Annotated in this window: 19 protein-coding genes; 5 read left to right on the top strand and 14 right to left on the bottom strand. The window is 36.7% G+C overall.

Annotation, left to right across the window (positions count from 1 at the left end):
• Positions 1 to 13: 13 nt before the first annotated feature.
• From I6E72_RS15440 to tagH, 7 genes are read right to left on the bottom strand one after another with little or no spacing between them, the layout of a single operon-like run.
• On the bottom strand, positions 14 to 814 hold the full coding sequence (locus I6E72_RS15440; RefSeq protein ID WP_225305707.1) for a PP2C family protein-serine/threonine phosphatase: 801 nt from the start codon (positions 812 to 814) through the stop codon (positions 14 to 16).
• Positions 804 to 1,535 (bottom strand): type VI secretion system-associated protein TagF, encoded by a 732-nt coding sequence (gene tagF, locus I6E72_RS15435; RefSeq protein WP_101216312.1) that lies wholly within the window; start codon positions 1,533 to 1,535, stop codon positions 804 to 806. Before tagF ends, I6E72_RS15440 begins: the two co-directional genes overlap by 11 nt.
• Positions 1,517 to 5,026 (bottom strand): type VI secretion system membrane subunit TssM, encoded by a 3,510-nt coding sequence (gene tssM / locus I6E72_RS15430; protein ID WP_197112962.1) that lies wholly within the window; start codon positions 5,024 to 5,026, stop codon positions 1,517 to 1,519. The genes tagF and tssM overlap by 19 nt, the downstream gene beginning before the upstream one ends.
• Before the next feature lie 10 nt (positions 5,027 to 5,036).
• Entirely contained in the window at positions 5,037 to 6,317 is a 1,281-nt protein-coding gene (gene tssL / locus I6E72_RS15425) for a type VI secretion system protein TssL, long form (RefSeq protein ID WP_197112959.1), read from the bottom strand.
• 21 nt (positions 6,318 to 6,338) lie between these two features.
• Complete coding sequence (gene tssK, locus I6E72_RS15420; RefSeq protein ID WP_101216309.1) at positions 6,339 to 7,667, bottom strand: type VI secretion system baseplate subunit TssK; 1,329 nt, start codon at positions 7,665 to 7,667, stop codon at positions 6,339 to 6,341.
• Between the two features lie 14 nt (positions 7,668 to 7,681).
• On the bottom strand, positions 7,682 to 8,146 hold the full coding sequence (tssJ, locus tag I6E72_RS15415) for a type VI secretion system lipoprotein TssJ (protein ID WP_024607353.1): 465 nt from the start codon (positions 8,144 to 8,146) through the stop codon (positions 7,682 to 7,684).
• 14 nt (positions 8,147 to 8,160) lie between these two features.
• Positions 8,161 to 9,435, bottom strand: coding sequence for a type VI secretion system-associated FHA domain protein TagH (tagH, locus tag I6E72_RS15410; RefSeq protein WP_101216308.1), 1,275 nt, complete (start codon positions 9,433 to 9,435; stop codon positions 8,161 to 8,163).
• Between the two features lie 506 nt (positions 9,436 to 9,941).
• Here tagH and I6E72_RS15405 point away from each other — a divergent pair.
• Together I6E72_RS15405 and I6E72_RS15400 are read left to right on the top strand one after the other, a co-directional pair.
• Complete coding sequence (locus I6E72_RS15405; RefSeq protein ID WP_197112957.1) at positions 9,942 to 11,912, top strand: serine/threonine-protein kinase; 1,971 nt, start codon at positions 9,942 to 9,944, stop codon at positions 11,910 to 11,912.
• Between the two features lie 217 nt (positions 11,913 to 12,129).
• Positions 12,130 to 12,483, top strand: coding sequence for a PEGA domain-containing protein (locus I6E72_RS15400; protein WP_024607356.1), 354 nt, complete (start codon positions 12,130 to 12,132; stop codon positions 12,481 to 12,483).
• A gap of 55 nt (positions 12,484 to 12,538) precedes the next feature.
• Here I6E72_RS15400 and I6E72_RS15395 read toward each other — a convergent pair whose 3' ends face one another.
• Positions 12,539 to 12,931, bottom strand: coding sequence for a DUF1294 domain-containing protein (locus I6E72_RS15395; protein WP_197112955.1), 393 nt, complete (start codon positions 12,929 to 12,931; stop codon positions 12,539 to 12,541).
• Between the two features lie 52 nt (positions 12,932 to 12,983).
• Between I6E72_RS15395 and I6E72_RS15390 the strand changes: the two genes are divergently transcribed.
• Positions 12,984 to 13,514: a hypothetical protein gene (locus tag I6E72_RS15390; protein WP_024591507.1), complete on the top strand. Its 531-nt coding sequence runs from the start codon at positions 12,984 to 12,986 to the stop codon at positions 13,512 to 13,514.
• Between the two features lie 62 nt (positions 13,515 to 13,576).
• On the opposite strand, the gene I6E72_RS15385 is transcribed toward I6E72_RS15390, so the two are convergent.
• On the bottom strand, positions 13,577 to 14,119 hold the full coding sequence (locus tag I6E72_RS15385; RefSeq protein WP_165723047.1) for a carboxymuconolactone decarboxylase family protein: 543 nt from the start codon (positions 14,117 to 14,119) through the stop codon (positions 13,577 to 13,579).
• Positions 14,120 to 14,231: 112 nt separating this feature from the next.
• Between I6E72_RS15385 and I6E72_RS15380 the strand changes: the two genes are divergently transcribed.
• Positions 14,232 to 14,819: a TetR/AcrR family transcriptional regulator gene (locus I6E72_RS15380; protein ID WP_024591536.1), complete on the top strand. Its 588-nt coding sequence runs from the start codon at positions 14,232 to 14,234 to the stop codon at positions 14,817 to 14,819.
• A 103-nt stretch (positions 14,820 to 14,922) separates the two neighbouring features.
• Here I6E72_RS15380 and I6E72_RS15375 read toward each other — a convergent pair whose 3' ends face one another.
• From I6E72_RS15375 to I6E72_RS15355, 5 genes are all read right to left on the bottom strand, one after another.
• Positions 14,923 to 17,043 carry a methyl-accepting chemotaxis protein gene (locus I6E72_RS15375; RefSeq protein ID WP_101163123.1) on the bottom strand — a complete coding sequence of 707 codons (2,121 nt, stop codon included), beginning with the start codon at positions 17,041 to 17,043 and terminating at the stop codon, positions 14,923 to 14,925.
• Positions 17,044 to 17,150: 107 nt separating this feature from the next.
• Positions 17,151 to 18,368 (bottom strand): organoarsenical effux MFS transporter ArsJ, encoded by a 1,218-nt coding sequence (gene arsJ, locus I6E72_RS15370; protein ID WP_101163124.1) that lies wholly within the window; start codon positions 18,366 to 18,368, stop codon positions 17,151 to 17,153.
• 24 nt (positions 18,369 to 18,392) lie between these two features.
• Entirely contained in the window at positions 18,393 to 19,403 is a 1,011-nt protein-coding gene (locus I6E72_RS15365; RefSeq protein ID WP_197112953.1) for an ArsJ-associated glyceraldehyde-3-phosphate dehydrogenase, read from the bottom strand.
• Positions 19,404 to 19,435: 32 nt separating this feature from the next.
• The gene (locus I6E72_RS15360) at positions 19,436 to 19,792 is read right to left on the bottom strand and encodes a metalloregulator ArsR/SmtB family transcription factor (RefSeq protein WP_165723043.1); all 357 of its coding nucleotides are present in this window, start codon (positions 19,790 to 19,792) and stop codon (positions 19,436 to 19,438) included.
• Positions 19,793 to 19,956: 164 nt separating this feature from the next.
• Complete coding sequence (locus I6E72_RS15355; RefSeq protein ID WP_024594483.1) at positions 19,957 to 20,385, bottom strand: organic hydroperoxide resistance protein; 429 nt, start codon at positions 20,383 to 20,385, stop codon at positions 19,957 to 19,959.
• 129 nt (positions 20,386 to 20,514) lie between these two features.
• On the opposite strand from I6E72_RS15355, the gene I6E72_RS15350 reads away from it, so the two are divergent.
• The gene (locus tag I6E72_RS15350; protein WP_197112951.1) at positions 20,515 to 20,949 is read left to right on the top strand and encodes a MarR family winged helix-turn-helix transcriptional regulator; all 435 of its coding nucleotides are present in this window, start codon (positions 20,515 to 20,517) and stop codon (positions 20,947 to 20,949) included.
• Positions 20,950 to 20,974 lie beyond the last annotated feature (25 nt).

Here is a 20,974-nt window from a genome sequence, read left to right as displayed (position 1 = left end):
AACTAACTAGACCCTATTTTGTAAATAAGGGAATGGTTGCCTCATCTTGTATATTAAGTATTTCGCCATGGAGATTGTTTTTTGTTTCGTCATACTTAACTAAAATGCACGTTACATTATCTCTAGCGCCTCTAACTAACGATGAATGCATTAAAGCCATACCTGAGTCTATAATACTACTTGGCTCTAATGATAAGCGTATATCGTCATCTGACAATTCACCTGTAAGGCCATCCGAACATAAAAGAAATATATCACCTGTTTTAAGTTCGTTTTTAATTACGTCTACTTTAACTTCATCCATTACGCCGACTGCGCGAGTAATTACATTTGAAAGAGGGTGATCTTTTGCCTCTTCGATTGAGATTATTCCCTCATCAATTAAATCATTTACTTGACTATGATCGCGTGAAACTTGTTCAAACTTCCCATTACGTAATAAATAAGCCCGACTATCACCAACCCAAATCACATAGTACACTCCGCCCTTTATAAAAAGAGCCGTCACGGTACTACCAGCGGTTTTGTTATCTAAATATTGCGAACTATAGTTATTTAGTTGTTTATTAGCGTTCTCTATAGCGCTAACGATGTGAGATACATCAAGATCAACTAAATCAAGTTCCTGAACTTTAGCCCTAATAACATCAACAACTAATTGACTAGCGACTTCTCCGGCCTCATGCCCACCCATACCATCAGCAACAACCCATACGTTGTGACTATTAATTTCAACGTGAGCATCTTCATTTAATTGCCTAACAACACCTCGATGGGTAATAGCATAACTTGTACTAAATTTATTACTTATCACTGTTTTTTACCTGTGTATAATTCCATTCCCAGTGTTTCCATCGTCCATCTAACATAGCAGCGACCTGATTAACCGGTGGCAAGGCGGAAGTTATAACCACCATCGGCTTTATATTACATGACCCATGTGTCCACCAAACGCTATAATCGCCATGCTTTTTGTAGAGTATGGCATGCATCGCATCTTGCAAAATGGTGTTGGTAAGCTCTGTGCCAGAAAACTCAAATGCTTCACCTTGTTTATTTTTGTCTAGAGAGTCAAAAAAATTAACTTGTTTCTTTTCAGAAGGAGCCATTTTGATAGTTTTTGCGAGCTCTTTTCTCCAAGAAAAAAGATCGACAGATCCATCTAGTACTTTTAAAACAGCGTCTTCATACTCTAAAGAAAATACACCAGAGTTTAGAACTTCAATCGGTGCATGGTCTGTATAACTCAATACAGTAAAAGGATAGTGCCTGCCAACGGCATCCATGCTTGGAATAAGTGTTCCCATCACTCCAGTATCACCAACTATATTTGAGCTCAAAGCAAAGTGCCATACAGGGCCAGTTAGATAATTATCCTGCCATATATCACCAAGCTGCTCCTTGCTGACAGCAATGGCAGCTTGTAGCCATTGCTCCCAGTGTTCAGAAAACTCTTTAGAAACATTATCTTGTACAAAATCCCCTAAGCATGGGACTTTGCCAAGGTAACCAATATTTATAATCGCGTCGGACATGAAAACTTCTCTACACTTGTATTCCAAAATGGGTGTCTAATTGACTTAGGCAATAACTCTACTTTTGCATTATTTCCCATAAGTGCAAAATGTAGCTGTAAGTCTTCTCGCGTTTTACTTCGTGTCGCACTCAGCTCATCTAGCATACGATAAAGTGACCACTCTCCAAGGTAAGTTGTATTCATAGAACGGCCACCGTTAGGAGGGGTAAATACAACACGAGTTTTGCTCTGCCCCGTTGCTCCAGGCCAAATAAAGTTAGTCACTTTCAGTGGACCATGACGATAAGTCATAGACTGTCCATCAATTTCTATCATTAAACTAGATACTGTACGGTCAAGTTCAAGTGGTCGTAACCCAAATTCAATTCTTGGTGTATCACTACCACGGTCAAAAAATGCAGTTTGGATCTGATAAGCATGCTCAAACATTTTTAGTGTTTCATTGCTGATACCAATGTCTTTTTCAAATTTCCATGGGCTTGAACTTATATCTACACTAGGTGCAACATAACTGTTGAAAAAGCTGTCTATCGTTCCATTTGGCCCAAAGAAGCGAGTAAAGTCTTTCATGTTAACTTCTTTATCCGCTTGTGGAGAAAATGGGTACCTTCCTACAATCGCTGCATTGTATTCTCGTAGAACTTTGCTTTTCCAAATTTCATTTAAGTGTCTGTTTGCACTATTTTTTGTGATATTACTCGTATCTCGGCTTATATCTAATAACCAGCTATTAAACGGGTAAGGTAAGTCACGGCTCTGAAACTCTAATTGACGGATAAAACTTGGCTTACTCTTTCCACTAATTTGATCTTTTATTGAGTATTTAAGTTGATCGCCTCTATCTAGTTTTGTTAAATAAATATTCAGTTCTCTCAAGTTTTTCTGAATATTATCTAACTGCTGTGCATCAATATTAATAACATCTTCAAATGCTTCTTCTACTTGATGACCAGGTAATTTAATATCAAACTTAGGGGCTTCATTAGGTAAAAAACGTTTAATTCTATTAGCCTTCGTTTGCATTGCTATTTCTGCAGCGTTAGCAGCAACTTTACCGGCTGCTTTTTGGTTTTCAGATACAGGTAGCTTTGTTAACTGAACATTTTTTTGCACGGCACTTATAATGTTTTTGATTGGAGCTTCTGAACCCGCTAATACATCAGTAATATTTACACCTTCCGATGGAGAGCTATATTGGTTAAGACTTAAATCATCCAAAAACGATTGCCAATAATATATATAATCTTGAAAATAACGTTGCTCTAATTTCTTCTCAATTTCATCTTTTGAAATATCATAAGTTCCCGAAGCTTCCTCACCATATACCCAACTACTGGCCATTAAATTACCAAGCATTTTACTTTTTTCTACATTGAAAATGCCGTGGAAGCCATTAAATGTATATAAGCCTGGAATACTTCTTGTTAACTCCCCATTATTTCTAAAAGTAAATTTTTGCGCACTTTCAAAACTAATAATGTCAGTTAATCTAAATGGTGGAATACTACTATTTAAAAAGTCAGCTTGAAGACGTTGATATGCTCTTTCAGCAATAGGAAGTTTAGTTAATTCAGTACGCGCATTACGTACTGCCTGATTATCAATCTCGCTCTGATTTATACCGTTCCCTAATAATGCAGTAATGTGACCCATTAATTCATTTCTGGTTTGAATGCTCTTATCACCAGGTAAACTTCTTTCTAAGTAAGCACTAAACCAAACAGTAATATCTTCGCTATCAAAATACTCAGGCTGAAATAACATTAAATAACACTTTAACGTTTCATATAAATAACTTAAATGCTCAGGATGAGCCTCCATCTCTTTAATCAGCGTGTTACTTATAAATGGTTCTAAATATGTTTGCAACGAACGGTCATATGCATTAACAGATGATTCTCTAATTTCATTTAGTTTGTTAAAACCAAATGAAGGAGAGTCTTGCACATTAAATAAATCTGAATTGCTCGCTGGTAAGTCTCTTAATGCATTTAGCCTATCGTTTAACACTAATAAGTTATTTCTATCAAATGAAGCTGAATCTAGCTCTTGGTATGTTGTAACTGCTTCCTCTGTTGCAGAAATTAAATTGCTATTCCAAGCAAAACTAAAATACCATGAAATTGAAAAGCCAAACAAAGCAACACAAGCAAGTGAGATACTCGCGATACGTAACCATTTATTTTGTTTATCATGGTGTTTGTTAGTACTTGCTAAGTTTTGCTCCGGAAAAATAACGCTTTCCAAAACATTTTTTATAAAAAAACTTTTTGATTGGTTTATATAATCTGTTTTTCCGGCATTAACATCATTCAAGAAACTTGATGGTGTACCTTCTTGGGTCGCACTTGTTAAATATACGCCCCTGAACATTGGTAATTCTTCATATGCATTAGGAGTAAAAATTTCTTTTAAAAACCCATCAGCTACGCCTTGCAACACTCTAAGCTGCCTAGGGAACTCAAAAATCTTAGCTCGTATAGCTTGATTACGCTCGTTAATAAGTCGACGATTAAGCATTTCGGTTAATTTAGAAATTAAAGAATGAAACTCTTTATTAAAAGCTTCAACCTGCGTATCTTTTGCCAAATCCAGCTCAAAAGTTACGCCCCAAACCTGCTCACATTCTTCTTCTGTTAATTCGCCAAAGAACTCTCTAAACCCTTCTATTAAATCAACTTTTGAAAAAATAACATATACAGGAAATGTCATTCCTAGTTGATTTTGAAGTTCTTGAAGCCTCTGTTTAATTGCACGTGCATGCAGGTTTCGCTCAGTTTTGGTTTGACTCATCAACTCTGAGATACCCATACTGATCATCACACCATTAATTGGTCTCAAAGGACGGTACTTTCTCAGTAAGCCTAAAAAGCCTTCCCACGCTCTAGAGTCATGTTTTGCATGGCTATTTTGAGTCGTGTACCTTCCTGCGGTATCAATTAATACAGCTTTATTAGTAAACCACCAATCACAATTTCGAGTTCCACCAATACCATGAACTAAATCTACACCAAGCTTATCCTTCAAAGGATAATCTAGACCAGAGTTATGTATTACGGTGGTCTTGCCAGCTCCAGGTGGCCCAATCATTATATACCACGGTAACTGGTAAATATTTTTACCTTTAAACAGTTTTACGTCTTTTAACAAGTCTATTGCTTCATTCATTCTTGTTTTTAAAGTCGTAATTTCTTCATTTACTTCATTACTGTTTGAGTCATCACTATCAATTAACTCATCAGCCATTTTTTCGTCTCTTTTACTTTGCTGAACTAGACGATATATTTTTGAAACTGAGAATATTAGTAGTACAAATAAAATAGTAAGCAGCCGGGAAGCTATACTCGCTAGAGGCACATAATCTGCAACCGCAATTAAAGGGCCGCCAAACCAAATTAATAATGATAAAGCAATAAACCCAATGATCAGCATTGCAGTGCGTGATGTAAGCGCGTAAGTCATTTTTTTAAATTTTTGTGAGAAACTCATTTCAGCCTCATTAAAATAATAGATCGATTTCAATTCGTCGGTTTAATGACCGAGAAGCTGAATCTGAATTACTGGCAATTGGCTCTGCAGCGCCTTTTCCTTCAGGCCATAAACGGCCGCTAAGGTTCGTGCTTTTTGCCATAGAATTAGCTACCTGAGTAGCTCTAGCAAGAGAAAGGTGCCAATTGGATGGATATCTATCTGTACTAATTGGAGTATCGTCTGTATGACCAGTAATTAATATACGTCCTTTTGTACCTTCTAAACTAAGCGCTAGCTTTTCTAATATAGGTTGAAATGATGGTAATAATTTTGAGTCACCTTGGTTAAACAAGCTTTCACTGTTTATAGTAATTCTGATTCGATCATGAGTTTTGTTTATTTCAACAATCCCCATTTTTATTTCAGTTTGTAATAACTGCTCTAAAACTAATAATTGCTGATCTTTTTTATCAACAGTCTGATCATTAGCTAAAGGGTGAATTATTGACAATTTTTCATTCACTGAAAAAACTTCATCATTTAATTTCATGTTAATAAATAAGTAAACAGCTAATAGCACTAGCCCTAAAACTGAAAAAATAACCCAAAGTGGTATTTGATTTCTAAGCTCAACACCTGCGGCTACTCTTTGTTTCCAATTTGGTGAAAGCTTGTTATTTATAGGTCCATTGAGTTGATTCAATAAATGGTAAATCTGCGAACGATACTCTTCTACTTTGTTATCGCCGATTGTATCTAGCCTATACTTACCTTTAAAACCTAGATTTAAACAATGATATTGTAACTCTAAAAATTGTTCATTTTTTTCTGGTTGGGAAAGTGAGTCATCTAAAAGAGTATAAAAATATTCACCACCAAACGTTTCTTTATGAAAGGTAGACAACAAGCTTTCATCAGCCCATTCCATTGAACTCCATTTTGAATTTAATACAGACTCGTCGAGTATTGCGCACAAGCAGTAACGTGCATTGTTAATCACATCTTTAGATAAATGTTGATTACGCACTTCCATTTCAAAACGTTTTATTGCTTCTACGCAGCGATGTTTTAAAGCAGCTAAATTAGTCATTTCTACAGATTGACTAATAGAGATAACAATAGAGAAGCAATCTGTTGCAGCTTCTAAAAGTGGATTTTTAAATATAGATATTTTTGTATTACTTGGCAGTTTAGTCGATGCTGACTCAACCGACATAACCGTTTTATCTGCATCACTATTAATATTTGTATTATTTGATGTCTCACGCCCTCGTCTACCAGGGCGTGGTTTGATAATGGTTTCGTCCATTGAAACTCTTCCTTTTAAAAGTTAAGTTCTGATAGCCCAAAGGCTCAATTGAAGTTCTGGGTAGCTACCTGACAAGTGAATAGCAATACCTCCGCTCGAACGAAGTTTTTCCCAATGTTCCCCATGTTTGTTTAATTCAAAATAATGAAAACCTGCATGGTAAGGAATTTGTCTCGGGGCTGTTGGCAAGCTACTAATTGTTATGCCGGGAATTTGATTGTTTACCAAATCGCGTATTGTTTCTACACTGCCAATTTTGATCTGTGAAGGTAGTATCTTACGAAGTTCTTCATGCGGAACACTTGCTTTGATAGCTAAAATAAACTGGGCTGAGTTAAGCACTGATTTATCTTTTAGCGCTCCAAATGAAATACCAAACTTACTTTGCTCAAGCTTAATTTCAGTTGCAGTTTGCTCAATTACATGACTTAAGGATTGATATAAAAAGCTAACGACTTCACTAAAGACTTGTCCTAAATTTTTATGATCATATTTAGGAAGTTTAGGAACTCGCTTATTAACTGTACTGAAGGTAGATAACTCACCAGCAAGCTCAATAAGTCTAATATAAAGCACATTAGGATGTAGATTGTTAACTGATAATAAATTATCAAAAACAGCGTCATACTTATTTAGCGTCTGAAGCATAATAAAGTCAGCAACAGAAGTACTACCAGCATAACCTTGGCATAACCGCACAGCGATACTTTCTGAGCGCTGCTTTATCATAGAGCCTATTTCACGAACTAACCCAAGAAGGGGCTTGCATTGCCCTACTTTCAAAGAAGCTGGGATATATTTGCTATCTAATTTGATTTGGCCTTCGCTACTTACTTCTAAAATTCTTGCTAAAGGAAGTAGTATGTAACCAGAATGATCGTCTGAAGATAAAACTAATTTGCTATATATTTTTGCTACTTGAATAATTTCTTGTGATTGCGCACCAATAAAGTCATCGCTTACCGACAAGTCATTTAACTTATAACGAGTGACAATATTTTCTTCGGGCGCTGAAATATTAATCCCGCTATTTTTTAAAGCAGGTATTGCCAAATAAACAATCTCATCATACACATCTTTTCCAACAACTAATGGTTCAGGAAGAGATGTAGACTGTGGCATGTCAATAGGCATTAAATCAGGTGTTATGGCTGATAAAGCTTCAATTGCAAACTGACCTGAATTTAATAACTCTGTATCAATAGCAATTTCAAGTATTCCCCACGGATCAGCAAGGTTACCGCTGCAAACTTGCTTAATAACATTAGAAATATGTTTATCTGATTGTTGGAAGTGTTGAGGCCTTAAGAACATCCCTTCAGTCCATGCAACACGAGTGTTATCACCCATTTTAAAATCCTTTTTTATTGCTCTCTCATGTATGTAGCAATTGCTTCTACATTAACATCAATATCATCATAGCCTGTTGGATCAACTTCTATTACAGCTCTCCACCTTGCTTGATCAATATTTCTATATGCGACAACTACGCCTACGTAACGAGTATTTCGATTCAGACTCATTTTATATTTTTGTACTGAGTTTGGTTGTAATTCAAGCTCATCTTTTTTAAGTAAATCGGGGCCAAGTATTTTTTCAGGTGTATCGTATAAGCTGAAGAAATCTTGTGTATCAAAAATGGTTCTGGAACTAAGCTCAAATATTTTCATCACTACTGGTGATGGTCTATCAGATGTGTCCGGATTTACATTTTTAGAAACATTGATTTTTAAATCTGTAGATGCTGGAACAATTCTATTAACTGTTGAACATCCTAATACTAAAAATAATAAACTAAAACTCATTAAGTAGAGCTTAACTTTATGCATTATTTCATTCCTTCCTAGTGCGTATCTTTAATTTTATCATTATATGCATTTAAGAAATCATCCGACAGAGCCAGCGCCCCCTTTGAATTAACTTCTTGCGAAAGATCATCATGTAAACTCTGATATAACTTCCAACATTTAGACTCGAGTTGACCGGGGATAATTTTAAGTACATTGGAGCTTTCATTTGCCTGGCGACTAATGTGCTGAGGAGAAACTTGAGCTAACATCCCTTTAAGAACACCATCAGCACCTGCTAGTAAAGCATGCTCATGTCTACGTGTATCTATAAAGCTTTCTTTTATAGATTCCTTAGATGAAAGGAAGCTTGCACTATTCCTTATGAATAAATTCTGAATAACATCATCTATATCGGCAGAAAATTTCAATGGATTATTTTGTTGCGTCTGAAACATTGTATGGTTTAATCTTAATTGACTTTTAACATGCGCTCTTTGACGCAGAGACTCCATAAGCTCATTAAGCATTAGATTCAAACCTTGGCCCATTTCATACCAAAGCTCTTTTGTATTAAGTGAGCTTTGTAATTCAGCTTTAACTCCTAGCCCTTTCAAAAATGCATCAGATAAAGACGAATCACTCTGTGGCTCTGTTTGTTGTACACGTTGGGGCGTAGGTTCGATATGCCTTACTTCTGGTATTGCTTTTTCAGACGAGGGAGCAATCGGCATTTCTAATTTTTCTGTGATTACATCATTTTTATTTTCGGTAACATGATGCTCACTATTCATCAAACGAGATAAGTCATCCCAATCTTCAGGTATTTGGTTCCCTGAATTTGAAAAATCACTTTGAACCATAGAAACAGTAGGCATCGACTCATCTAAAATAGAGTCATTTAAAAAGCTATGTGATTGTGAAAAAGAATCAGCCTGTGTTTCTAATTGCTTATCATCATTTCGGTTACTAGGTATAACTTTATGGCTTTGTGAAGGGGCAACTGTTTGTTGCTCAACTAATTTAACTTCAATCTGGAAGTCACCAATTGTAAGCACATCATTGTCTGAAAGGCGTTGTTTATTGCCTTGGCCTAGGGGAGACACACCAAAATTTATATAAATACCATTAGTAGAATTATCGTAAATAGAGAACGAATCACCTTCTTTTTCTATTTTACCATGCCTACTAGATATAATTTTTTCAGGATCGGGAAGATGCCATTCACATGACTCAGAGCGGCCGAATGTAAGCGTATCTTTTACTGTCTTAGAAGCTTCAATTTCAGGTGAGAGTCTATGATAACTAGTTATGTTTAGTATCAGTTCCATTTGATATGTTAGTCCCATAAATCTACAATTTCGCTAGGATAAAGTACAAGCGAAACTATTGTCAACATTGAAATTAATATATAAACAGAGACTTAATTCCCTTTAATCTTAAAAGCAGCTAATAAATAGCGCTAATAATGATTTTATAGTGCGCCTTGTTTAACTCATGTTATCTACTTTTATGCTTTTAATACGTGCCTTCCACTTTTTTCTTTCCATATAACTCTGCATAGCTCTAAAACCGGATAACCCCTTTAATTTACATTCTATCTAATCGTTCTTTTATTTTAGTTTAGTTTAGTATTTAAATTATAAAAGCATAGAGAAAATCATATCGAAGTAAAAAGGTGTTGGGCTGTGAGTATAGATGTAAATATTCAACAATTGAAACATTGCTATAATAAGCATTTTTTGTAAAAATACATGCCAATATCAGAGGGAAAATTGATAATAACCACAAAAACACCTTTGCAATTATTTAAATTAACACAATAAAAGGATTTATAATGAGCGGTACTAATAATTCTAACGATAAAACCCAGATTGCTTCACTTGCTTCTAGTTCAAAAAAAGCATTACCTAAAAATAAAATAAATCTACTTGGTAAGAAAATATCTAATCGCTACTTAGTTGAAGAGCTTATTGGTCAAGGTGGAATGTGCTACATATACCGTGCTAGAGATACTTTTTTAGAAAACACAGGCCGCTCTGAAGCATTTGTTGCAATAAAAGTATTGCAGGAAGAGTTTTCAAATTCAGAAGAAGCAATTTCACTCTTAAAAGATGAGACAGCTAAAACGCAGCAACTTTCCCACCCTAGTATCGTTAAAGTATTTTCAGCCGATTCAGATGGCGATTTATATTATGTGACAATGGAACTCATCGAAGGTGAAACTTTAGAGCAAATAATAAAAAGAAATAAGCCCTCTGGTATGGCGTTTAAAAAAGCCAAAGTGATTTTGGAACAGTTATCAGATGCGCTTATCTATGCTCACTCTAGAGGCGTTATACATAATGACCTTAAACCATCTAATATAATATTCGATAGTAATGGCAATCTTAAGGTACTCGACTTCGGAATAGCTAAACATAAAAGCATAGAAGATGCTTACGCAGTTAATAGTAATACAGATCTAGGTACAATTGGTGGGTATACCCCAACTTATGCAAGCCCAGAGCAACTAAGTGGTGCTGAAGCATCTGTTAAAGATGATGTGTTTTCATTTGCATGTATCGCATTTGAGCTACTTAGCAGTAAGCACCCTTTTAACCGAGTTTCTGCCGATAAGCTTTCGAAAAACACTTCAGCTTCACGCCCTAGTCATTGTCCTATTTGGCTTTGGAAAAGTTTAAAAAAGGCATTATCACTAGAGTCATCACAACGTGAGAGTTCCTTACTACCAATTCAAAATAAACTTAAATCTAATTTAAAACCGACTATTGCCTTAGTTGCTATTTCAGTTGTCTTAGCTGTACTTGCAGGTCAATACCATGTTTCGACTAATGGCAGCACAAAACAATTACAGGCAAAACTTGATAACGCGAATGCTATCAACCAACAAGTTGAAACTTGGATGTCATGGAGTGGACCTGAAATATTAGATAAGCTAGGAGAAATCCCTCCACAATACGAAGTCTTAAAACAAGGTTTATTGAGAGTTAATCAAGCTAGTATATTAGATAGCTTCGACACTAGGGCGAGTAGAACAAATAATAGCGCTAATAAATTTAAAGATTTTGATAAAACTATTGAAGTCTATTCTAAAGCTTTGGAGTACTACCCAGATTCAGAAACGCTTTCTGTGCAATTAGAAAGTGTTCTTAGAGAACGCCAGTCTATAATTTTTGATATAACATCAAGAATTAATCTACTGCTGGAACAATCCCGTTATAACGAAGTTGACAACAATAGTATCCCCCAACTAATTAAAGACCTTAACGAAGTTGATAGCACATATGTATATCAACCTTTACCAGAGCATTTTGAAAATTTCAAATTAACACTTAATCAAGCAGTTGAAAGTGATGATGTAGTTTCGCAAAAAGCGCTACTGAGTGTAGGTAAAGCGATATTTACTGACAGCCAAAAAGCAGAGCTTCTTTTTAGCGATTTATTAAAAAGAGAATCAGCTATTGATGCATTAACTGCATACAAAGAGATAATAGATAAAGGTGAACAAGTAAACTTTCCTACATCTGATGCTGTTGTATTTTATCAACCAAGATTTCAACGCTATAGCGCGCAACTAGATAAAATAGAAGACTATAAAGAGTTACTTGAATTTGAAGAACTAGTTAACTTAGAATCGAATGAATTACCAGCAGATTTCTCCCTTTTGGTTGAGTTAAAACAGGAGCTATCAAGAAGATACATAACGATGGCAAATACATTAATGAAACGAAAAATGTATAGAACTGCTGAGCAACTAGTAGAGAGAAGCGAAGCCATAACGCAATCTTTAGATAGTATGCTCTAATATATAATTTTATATCAATGAGTTAAAATCCCCTTTTAGCTACTTATAGAAAGGTGCTTTAAGATATTAGAATTACGGCAATTGAATACAGGGCGGATACATATTAAACTATCCGCCAGTTTATTTTAAAACGAAGGTCAAGGACGACGAGTTAGATATACTCTCCCCAGATTTTTCGTGACACTCAACACTTTTACAATGATCTAATGGAGTACCGATGAAAAATTTAAGCGCACTTGCAGCAATATTATTACTAGCTGGTTGTTCAACAACGTCAACTGATAAAACAGAACAAGTTGTTGAGGAAGTTGTTACTGAGACTCAAGTTGTAGTAGAGGAAGTAGCTGCACCAATTTCATTAACAGTTATTACTAACCCTGCTGATGCTCGCGTTCGTATTATGAATATCAACCCTGTTTACAAAGCTGGTATTGAGCTTAAAGAAGGTAAATACGATATTGAAGTAAGCAAAGCAGGATACCTTACTTACAGAAAGTGGGTTTCAGTTGATAAAAAAACAATACTAACTGTTGAACTCGATACAATGGAAGCAAGCCAATCGGCTCAGTAAGCTTCTCAGTACGTTTTAGTTTATATGCCTTAGCCTGGTTAATTTAATAACTGGCCTAAGGCATATTAAATCCTTCATAAAGCCACAAATATCCTACTGCGAAATAACTACCAACATTCACTAAAATACATAACCACAACACAATAATAAAACGTCGCTTTTGCGATTTATGACGAAGTAATTGTTGAGCAAGTAATGCCCCCGGCCATCCTCCAAATAATGCAAGTAGCTGCAGTGTACGCTCTGGCGTGCGGTTTACTTTTTTATGTGAAGAGCGCTTAGCTTGTCGCTTATCCCACGCGTACATTAAAAAAGTTATAGCACTTAATACACTTATATAACCAGGTACATATATTGGTATATAAACAGGTAAGTATTGCAGCGGGTAAGCTAACCAAATGGCAGCTAAATAAAGCAATGAGAATGTGATTAATATTTTCTTTATCAATTAATTATCACCTATACTGGGCTTATAAGAGCCTAACAACGAGAGCCAAATTATGACATATTTTAAATCGCTATTCTTAGCATTATGTTTATGCACATTTAGTAGCTTTGCTAATGAAACTGCCAGTAACCTTGATAAAGAGCTAGAAGTGTTTAAACCTTACTTAGGAACGTGGCAAGCAGACTTTAAAGTACCAGAAGGCGCTAAAAAAATACAAGATGTTGGCCGTTGGGAACGCGCTTTAAACGGTAAAGCTATTCGTACCATGCACTCGATTAACGAGGGTGAGTATGGCGGTGAGTCGATGATTTTTTATGATAGCAAAAAGAAGTCACTCGTATTTTATTATTTCACTACGGCAGGATTTTACACTAAAGGCACAATAACGGTATTAAGCCCTACTCAGTTTGTAGCCTATGAGGAAGTAACAGGCAGTAAAGAGGGAGTGACTAAGGTTAAATCTACTAGTGATTTAAAAGACGATAAGTTTATTGTATCGACCTCTTATCTTAAGAAGGGTGAATGGACTAAGCCCGAAAGCAGAAGCTATACACGCAGTACAAAAACGGTTAAATTTAAATAGCCGCGATTTATAAACACAAAAAAGGCAGCCTAGGCTGCCTTTTGTCATTTATAAAATCGTATTTATTTTACGTATTTTTTAAATGCAGCGTCTACTGGTGTATCAGCAAGGTGATTAGTGTAGTTGCTCATTACTTTTTGAGACAAGCCTACAATAATTTCAAGTAGTTGTTGCTTACCGTAACCTGCTGCAAAGAATTTTTCGATTTGCTCATCGCTGATCACGCCACGTTCACGTGTCATTGCGAGTGTAGTTTCACGAAGAGTTTCTAGCTTAGGGTTTTCAAGTGGTGTTTTGTTTACAAGTGCGTCAACAATACCTTGATCAACTTTCATTGCCGCTGCAATACCACTGTGTGCAGGAACACAGTAATGACATGCGTGCTCAACGTTAATTGATTGCCATACTACTGTTAGCTCTTCTGCATTGAATGATGTTTTTTGAAACAGCTCATGCAGTACTTGGTAACCTTTAAGTAATGTTGGTGCTTCAGCCATTACTGCATGTAAGTTAGGAAGCATACCAAATGCTGCTACTGAATCAGCTAGTAACGGTTTTGCTTCTTCTGGTGCGTTTTCTTGAGTGTATAAAGTAAATTCGGCCATGGTTAGCTCCTAATAATTAATAGTTTTAAGTAACTTCGAGACACATAGTATTTGATTTTGAGCGACTGTTCAAGTTAAAATTGAGCAAATGTTCAAATTGATTGAGAATGATATGGCTAATAAGGTTAAATTTGAACGCGATAATGTAGTTCGCGTTGCAAGCCAGCTATTTTGGCAAAAAGGTTTTCATGCAACCTCAACGCGTGACTTACAAGAAGCCGTTAATATGCGCCCGGGTAGTATTTACTCTGCGTTTGGCTCTAAAGAAGGGCTATACTGCGAATCGCTGAAAGATTACACAGTACAAATGAAAACCCAAATAGAGGGGTTTCTATCAAGTGCAGATACAGTACTTGGTGGGTTACGTGCATTTGTTGAAAATGTGGTCATTAAAACAAAAGATTGCAGCCCAAGCGCTATTTGTATGCTGGTTAAAGCAAACAGCGAGTTTGCAGAAAAAGACTCAAACCTATATGAGCTAAGCTTAGATTTAACCGCTCAATTTGAAGCTTATTTAACGCAGTTGTTTACACAAGCAATAAACAAAGGTGAGTTAAGTAATACGTTGACCGCTGTTGAATATGCGCGCTTTTTTCAGGTGCAATTTACAGGTTTACGCGGTTATTTTAATCGTCCTAATGTAGATCAATTTGCTGAGCCAATGATCAACCAAATGTTTATGTTGATTAAAAAGTTATAAATAGCAGTTATCGAGCATTCTCAACAAGTTATACTTATTTTACTAAATAAAAATGGCCAGTATTAACTGGCCATTTTTTTGTGCTTAAAACTTAATTTATAAGTTACGTTTTAAGCTTATTTAGCTCATTATCTTGCTGGGCAACAAGTGCATTAAGCGCTTCGCTGCTATCCCCTGCTTGTGTAGATAAGTCAGCAAGCTGCGATGCGGCATCAGATATAAGCGTTAAATTACGGTTTATTTCTTCAGTCACTAAGCTTTGCTCTTCAGCAGCGGTGGCAATATGTGTAATTTGATTGGTTATTTCATCAACTTTAACAACAACACTGTGCAGAGCATCAAAAGCTACCGATGTTTCATCAACGGCATTTTGTGCACGTACTACGCCTTTTTCAATAACGGTAGATGCGTTACCTACTTCAGATAATAAACTATCAATTAACTGGCTTATGTCATCTGTTGATGAACGCGTTTTAGAAGCAAGTGCACGTACTTCATCAGCAACAACGGCAAAGCCTCGCCCATGCTCACCTGCGCGCGCAGCTTCAATGGCTGCGTTAAGTGCAAGTAAGTTTGTTTGTTCTGAAATAGTACGAATTACATCTAATATTTGCGTAATGTCTTTACTACGCGAAGCGACTTTTTCAACTGCTTGGTTTGCTTCTTTAATTTCTTCAGACATCGTTTTAACTTGTGTCATCGCTGACGATAAGCTCGACTCACTGCTTACTACCAAGCTATTTATTTCATCGGCTTGTTGGGCTGATTGCTCTGATGCTCTGGCGACTTCGAGTGCTGTTGCGCTCATTTCGTTCATAGCCGTTACCACACTTTCAATTTCTTGAAATTGAGATTGAACATTATGCTTAGTATCAATAGCGATGTGTTGTGCTATTTCGCCTTGCTGTTTAGTTTGCTCAGACACCGCTTTTAGTTCAGAAATTAAATCACGTAGTTTTGCTAAAAATCGATTAAACCCACCAGCTAATGCAATAAGTTCTGCGTGGCTATCAACATGCAATGTATGCGTTAAATCACCCTCAGAACTTGCGAGGTTATCAACCCGCTGTTGAATTTGTTGTAGCGGCGCTATTACACCTGCAATTACTAATTTCATAATAACAAAAGCAACCACAGCAATTATTAAGCCTGTAATTAAAATAATAAACCCGAGTGATGCTGCTGTTTCTTGCATGTTTTTTTCTAGCGCTTCAGGCCCTGCAAGTGCTAGGTCTGTAGGTACTTCTATGATTAATGACCACTGAGTGTTTGCTAGTTTTATATCAATTGGATAATTTACTAAATATTCACTATTTGTTTTAAAAATACCGCTTTGCCCTTTAGACTTTTCAATATCATTAAATATAGTAGAACTAACAGCCTCTTTAATTGGGCGCCCTAATTTAGATTTATAATGACTGCTGCCTACAACTAAACCTAAATCACTTAATAAGGTTACTTTAGCTTGACCATTGTAAAGCTGCTTAGAAAGCTGCTCAGTCATTACTTGAAAGGTTGGTAGAGTTAAATCAACGCCTGCTAAACCAATAAACTGGCCTGACTTTAAAATAGGCACGGTTAACGAAGTTAGCATTACCGAATCGCCCGATGGGATTTCGTATAAATACGGTTCCATAATACAAGGCTTAAGTGTGTCTTTTGCGCACAAATACCACTGCGCTTCGCGAATACCAAATTCATTTAAAGAGGTAATATATTTATCGGCAGCATTCGCTACTTTTTGTTGTTCAATTACGCCTTTTTGATCGCGAGTTATATATACCTCTAAAGTACCAGCACTATCTACTGAATGCTTATACCCTTGTTGATATTGAGAATCTTGCCCATCAAAAGCGTTTGGTTCAAATTGAGAATAAATAGATGATAAGAGAGTGTTTTGTTCTAAAACCGCTTTATTTATACTGACAACTGTATCTCGGTCTAAAGTGCTTTGTTTTGCTGCATCGCCAAGTAGTGCCGCTAATGAATAAGGAACACGGTAAGCTTCATTAATAAAGCCAGCAATTTTTTCTCCGTATCCAGCCGCATGAGCATTAAGCTTTTCTTCTACTTCTACAATAATGTACTCTTCGGATTTGGTCGCTAACTGCTTATTACTTGATGATAACTGCCACCACAAAATGCCTGATAGCACTAGTACAGTTATAAATATACTACCGACACTTAGCCAGAGTAACTTTTTTGCTAACGATATTTCTCGCATTCATCACACCCTTTAAATTAAAACTACTGATACAGTTTAGTAGATCTAACCAACGAAGCTATGAATATCGTTAAACAAATTGAATTTAATACAATACGTTGAGTTTTTTAAAGTTTAGCCAAACGTGCCGTTGTAATTGAGGCTGCAATTAATAAACACACACTTACCCATAAACACGCACTGAGCCCATATACCTGAAAAACCCAGCCAGAAAGCACCGTACCAAGCAAACGCCCTATCGCATTGGCCATATAATAAAAGCCAACGTCGAGTGATACCCCATCGTTTTTAGCAAAACTTACTATTAAGTAACTATGCAGCGATGAATTTACAGCAAATACACCACCAAAAATAAGTAAGCCGATTACAAGCGTAAAATGTACCGCTACATCAAATTGCATCAACAACGCTAAAATGCCAGTTACGCCACTTAATAGAGCAACCCACCAATACGCTTTTTTAACTGAATGTGAGTTTGAATCACTTTGCCCTGTTATACGCGGTGCTTGCGACTGCACCAATCCATAAGCAATTACCCACAAAGCCATAAAGCCGCTTACCCACCAGTGATCCCAGTTAAACTGAGCGGCTAAGTAAACCGGCAATGCAACCACAAACCATACATCGCGCGCCGCAAATAAGCATAAACGCGCTGCACTAAGTAAGTTGATTGCCCGCGATTTAGAAAATAATTCTTTAAACTTAGGTTTGTTTTTAGCTTTACCAATATCGCCTTTTAAAAAAATTAAACTAATAACCCACGCAACACTAAGTAAAGCAATTAGGCTTATTAATGCCCCCACAAAACCAAATACGGTAAGTAGCAAGCCACCTAAAAAAAAGCCCACTCCTTTTAACGCATTTTTAGAGCCCGTAAGTATGGCAATCCATTTATATAATTGGCTTTGCCCTGCATCGTCTTGTGGTACTAAATACTTAATGGCGCTCTTTGCGCTCATTTTATTTAAGTCTTTAGCTATGCCACTCAGTGCTTGCGCTGCCATAACATAGGCAACGGTTAGCCAATCTCCAGGAACGCAAAGCATGGCTAAAGCTACAAGCTGTAGCCCAAGCCCTACATTCATGGTTTTATTTAACCCTAAATGTGCCCCAAGCCAACCACCTACTAAATTGGTGATTACGCCAAAAATTTCATAAAACAAAAACAACATGGCTATTGCAAATGCACCATAACCCAACTGATGAAAGTACAGCACCACCAGCATGCGCAGTGCACCATCAGTTAAAGTAAATGCCCAGTAATTACCGGTAATTATTAAATATTGTTTTATAGAGCTTGGTAAATTAGCTAACTGCGCAAGCATGAATTTAAACCTTTTAAAACGAGATTAAACCACATCACTTTGTGCAACTTTAAGCATTAGCTCAGCGGTACGGTTTGCATAACCCCATTCGTTATCATACCAAGCGTATAATTTAAGCTGAGTGTTGTTAATTACCATAGTTGAAAGCGCATCTATGGTGCAACTACGTGGATCTGTTTTATAATCTATAGATACAAGCGGTCTTTCTTCGTAGCCTAAAATGTCTTTTAGCTCGTTATTTGCAGCATTTTTAAACCAAGTGTTTACTTCATCTTGTGTAACACCTCGCTCTAGCTCAAAAACACAATCGGTAATTGACGCGTTAGTAAGAGGTACACGCACAGCATGGCCGTTTAATTTACCCTTAAGCTCAGGAAAAATATGCGTAATGGCTGTTGCACTGCCTGTTGTTGTTGGTATTAAACTAGTACCGCATGAACGCGCTCTGCGTAGATCTTTATGAGGGGCATCTATAATCGTTTGGGTATTAGTAATGTCGTGAATAGTGGTCATTGAGCCGTGCTTAATGCCCACTTTTTCTTGCAAAACCTTTACTATTGGCGCTAAACAGTTAGTTGTGCAAGAAGCCGCAGTAACAATTTTATGCTCACCTGGGTTATATAGGTCATCGTTTACACCCATTACTACATTTAAAATACCGTCTTCTTTTACTGGTGCTGTTACCACAACACGCTTAACACCTTGCGCTAAATATTGGTTTAACAGCTCAGTGGTTTTCATTTTACCGCTGGCCTCTATTACTACATCGCAATCTGACCAATCAGTTTCATTTATGGTTTTGTTGTTGGTAACTGCAATCGTGTGTTTACCCACACTAAAGCTATTATCATCACTAGTAACCTGCTGCGCTAAGCGTCCGTGCACTGAGTCAAACTCAATTAAATGTGCGTGTGTTTTAGCATCGCCCGCTACATCATTTACTTTAATAAACTCTATTTCTGGCCAATCAACTGCTGCACGCAGTGTTAAACGTCCCATACGGCCAAAACCGTTAATACCTACTTTAATAGTCATAATTAAATACCTTTAATAAGTTAATTTATTAGTTAGTTACAACAGCTAGCTGCACGTTCAGGGCGATTACCCATAGCGTTTAAGCGCGTTAAATCGTTTTGATAAAATGAAGAGTTAGCAGTAAGCGTTTGCGTTAATACATTTTTAGCCCACTCTGGCAGTGCTTTGTTAATACTGTAGTACACCCATTGATTTTGTTTACGGTCGCTTAATAATCCGCATTGTCTTAACTGCGCTAAATGGCGAGATACCTTAGGTTGGCTTAATTTAAGTGCAACAACAAGCTCGCATACACACAGCTCTTCTTGATGGCTAATTAGCAGCATTGCTTTTAAACGTGTATCGTCTGCTAGGCATTTATAAAATTGAAGTGGGTTGAATTGTTCCATACTGTCCTCACTGTGCTTATGCATACACAATAAAACAAAATAACAACATATGGAATAGTGAATATACGTTTTATCGTATATTTAATTTTTATGCCTTAAACGCAAAAAAGCACACAACGACTAATTGTCGTTGTGTGCTTTTATAACTTTTCTTTATTTAGTTATTAAATAACTGAAAGCTCTACTTCAATATTGCCACGTGTTGCGTTTGAATATGGGCATACTTGGTGCGCTTTATCTACAAGCGTTTGCGCTGCAGCTTTATCCATATCACCTAGTGATACAGCTAGTTTTACTGCAATACCAAAACCGCCTTCAATAGCACCAATAGACACTTGTGAATTAATATGTGTGTCGCTTGGTAAATCTATTTTTTCGCTACCTGCTACAAATTTAAGTGCGCCAATAAAACATGCTGCATAACCTGCGGCAAATAATTGCTCTGGGTTAGTGCCTTGTCCGTCGTCTCCGCCTAAACCTTTAGGTGTCGATAAATTTACATCTAAACGACCATCATCAGATTTAGCTACGCCTTCACGGCCGCCAGTTGCAGTTGCTTTTGCAGTGTAAGCTACGTTTTGTAATACATTCATAATGAACTCCAAAGTTTAAAAACATCAATCAATTTAGTTTGTGTGCAAAATAATAGAACAAGTAATTAGAGATTGCAAATACTTTGCATGCAAATTAAAATAACATGCATCGAAATAAAGGATAACGTTATGCCGTTTGAGCAATTAAAGTTAAAAAATCAGTTATGCCACCGGTTATATATGGCATCTAACAGCATTGCGCGTGCGTATCGCGAGCCTTTAAACGCGCTAAATTTAACTTACCCGCAATACGTAGTAATGATGGCCCTGTGGGAGCAAGACGAAATAACAATTGCAGGGCTAATAGATAAAACCGCGATAGATGGCGGTGCAATGACCCAAATACTCAAAAAAATGAGCGACAAATCATTACTGGCTGTTATTAAAGATGAGCACGACAAACGCAAACGCCTAGTGCAGCTAACTCAGCATGGCCAATCGCTTAAGTTAAAAGCAGCCGATATTCCTAAAAATATTTTATGTAAATTTGATAGTGTAAATGCAACACAAGCGAAGCAATTGATGCAGCTGCTCGATTTAGTAGTAAACGACTTAGCCGATTAGGCTCTTAATTTTTAAACAATAAACG

The organism is Pseudoalteromonas sp. NSLLW24 (genome assembly GCF_015864725.1).
Taxonomy (GTDB): Bacteria; Pseudomonadota; Gammaproteobacteria; order Enterobacterales; family Alteromonadaceae; genus Pseudoalteromonas; species Pseudoalteromonas arctica.
The sequence above is the reverse complement of the archived record's forward strand: the minus strand, read 5'-3'. Positions and strand labels throughout refer to the sequence as shown.

Coding starts and splice junctions, on each gene's coding strand:
- I6E72_RS15405 (WP_197112957.1), top strand. CDS start 9,942: ATGAGCGGTACTAATAATTCTAACGATAAAACCCAGATTGCTTCACTT.
- I6E72_RS15390 (WP_024591507.1), top strand. CDS start 12,984: ATGACATATTTTAAATCGCTATTCTTAGCATTATGTTTATGCACATTT.
- I6E72_RS15380 (WP_024591536.1), top strand. CDS start 14,232: ATGGCTAATAAGGTTAAATTTGAACGCGATAATGTAGTTCGCGTTGCA.
- tssJ (WP_024607353.1), bottom strand. CDS start 8,146: ATGCATAAAGTTAAGCTCTACTTAATGAGTTTTAGTTTATTATTTTTA.
- tssM (WP_197112962.1), bottom strand. CDS start 5,026: ATGAGTTTCTCACAAAAATTTAAAAAAATGACTTACGCGCTTACATCA.
- I6E72_RS15375 (WP_101163123.1), bottom strand. CDS start 17,043: ATGCGAGAAATATCGTTAGCAAAAAAGTTACTCTGGCTAAGTGTCGGT.
- tssK (WP_101216309.1), bottom strand. CDS start 7,667: ATGGGTGATAACACTCGTGTTGCATGGACTGAAGGGATGTTCTTAAGG.
- tagF (WP_101216312.1), bottom strand. CDS start 1,535: ATGTCCGACGCGATTATAAATATTGGTTACCTTGGCAAAGTCCCATGC.
- I6E72_RS15365 (WP_197112953.1), bottom strand. CDS start 19,403: ATGACTATTAAAGTAGGTATTAACGGTTTTGGCCGTATGGGACGTTTA.
- I6E72_RS15385 (WP_165723047.1), bottom strand. CDS start 14,119: ATGGCCGAATTTACTTTATACACTCAAGAAAACGCACCAGAAGAAGCA.
- tagH (WP_101216308.1), bottom strand. CDS start 9,435: ATGGAACTGATACTAAACATAACTAGTTATCATAGACTCTCACCTGAA.
- arsJ (WP_101163124.1), bottom strand. CDS start 18,368: ATGCTTGCGCAGTTAGCTAATTTACCAAGCTCTATAAAACAATATTTA.
- tssL (WP_197112959.1), bottom strand. CDS start 6,317: ATGGACGAAACCATTATCAAACCACGCCCTGGTAGACGAGGGCGTGAG.
- I6E72_RS15400 (WP_024607356.1), top strand. CDS start 12,130: ATGAAAAATTTAAGCGCACTTGCAGCAATATTATTACTAGCTGGTTGT.
- I6E72_RS15355 (WP_024594483.1), bottom strand. CDS start 20,385: ATGAATGTATTACAAAACGTAGCTTACACTGCAAAAGCAACTGCAACT.
- I6E72_RS15350 (WP_197112951.1), top strand. CDS start 20,515: ATGCCGTTTGAGCAATTAAAGTTAAAAAATCAGTTATGCCACCGGTTA.
- I6E72_RS15360 (WP_165723043.1), bottom strand. CDS start 19,792: ATGGAACAATTCAACCCACTTCAATTTTATAAATGCCTAGCAGACGAT.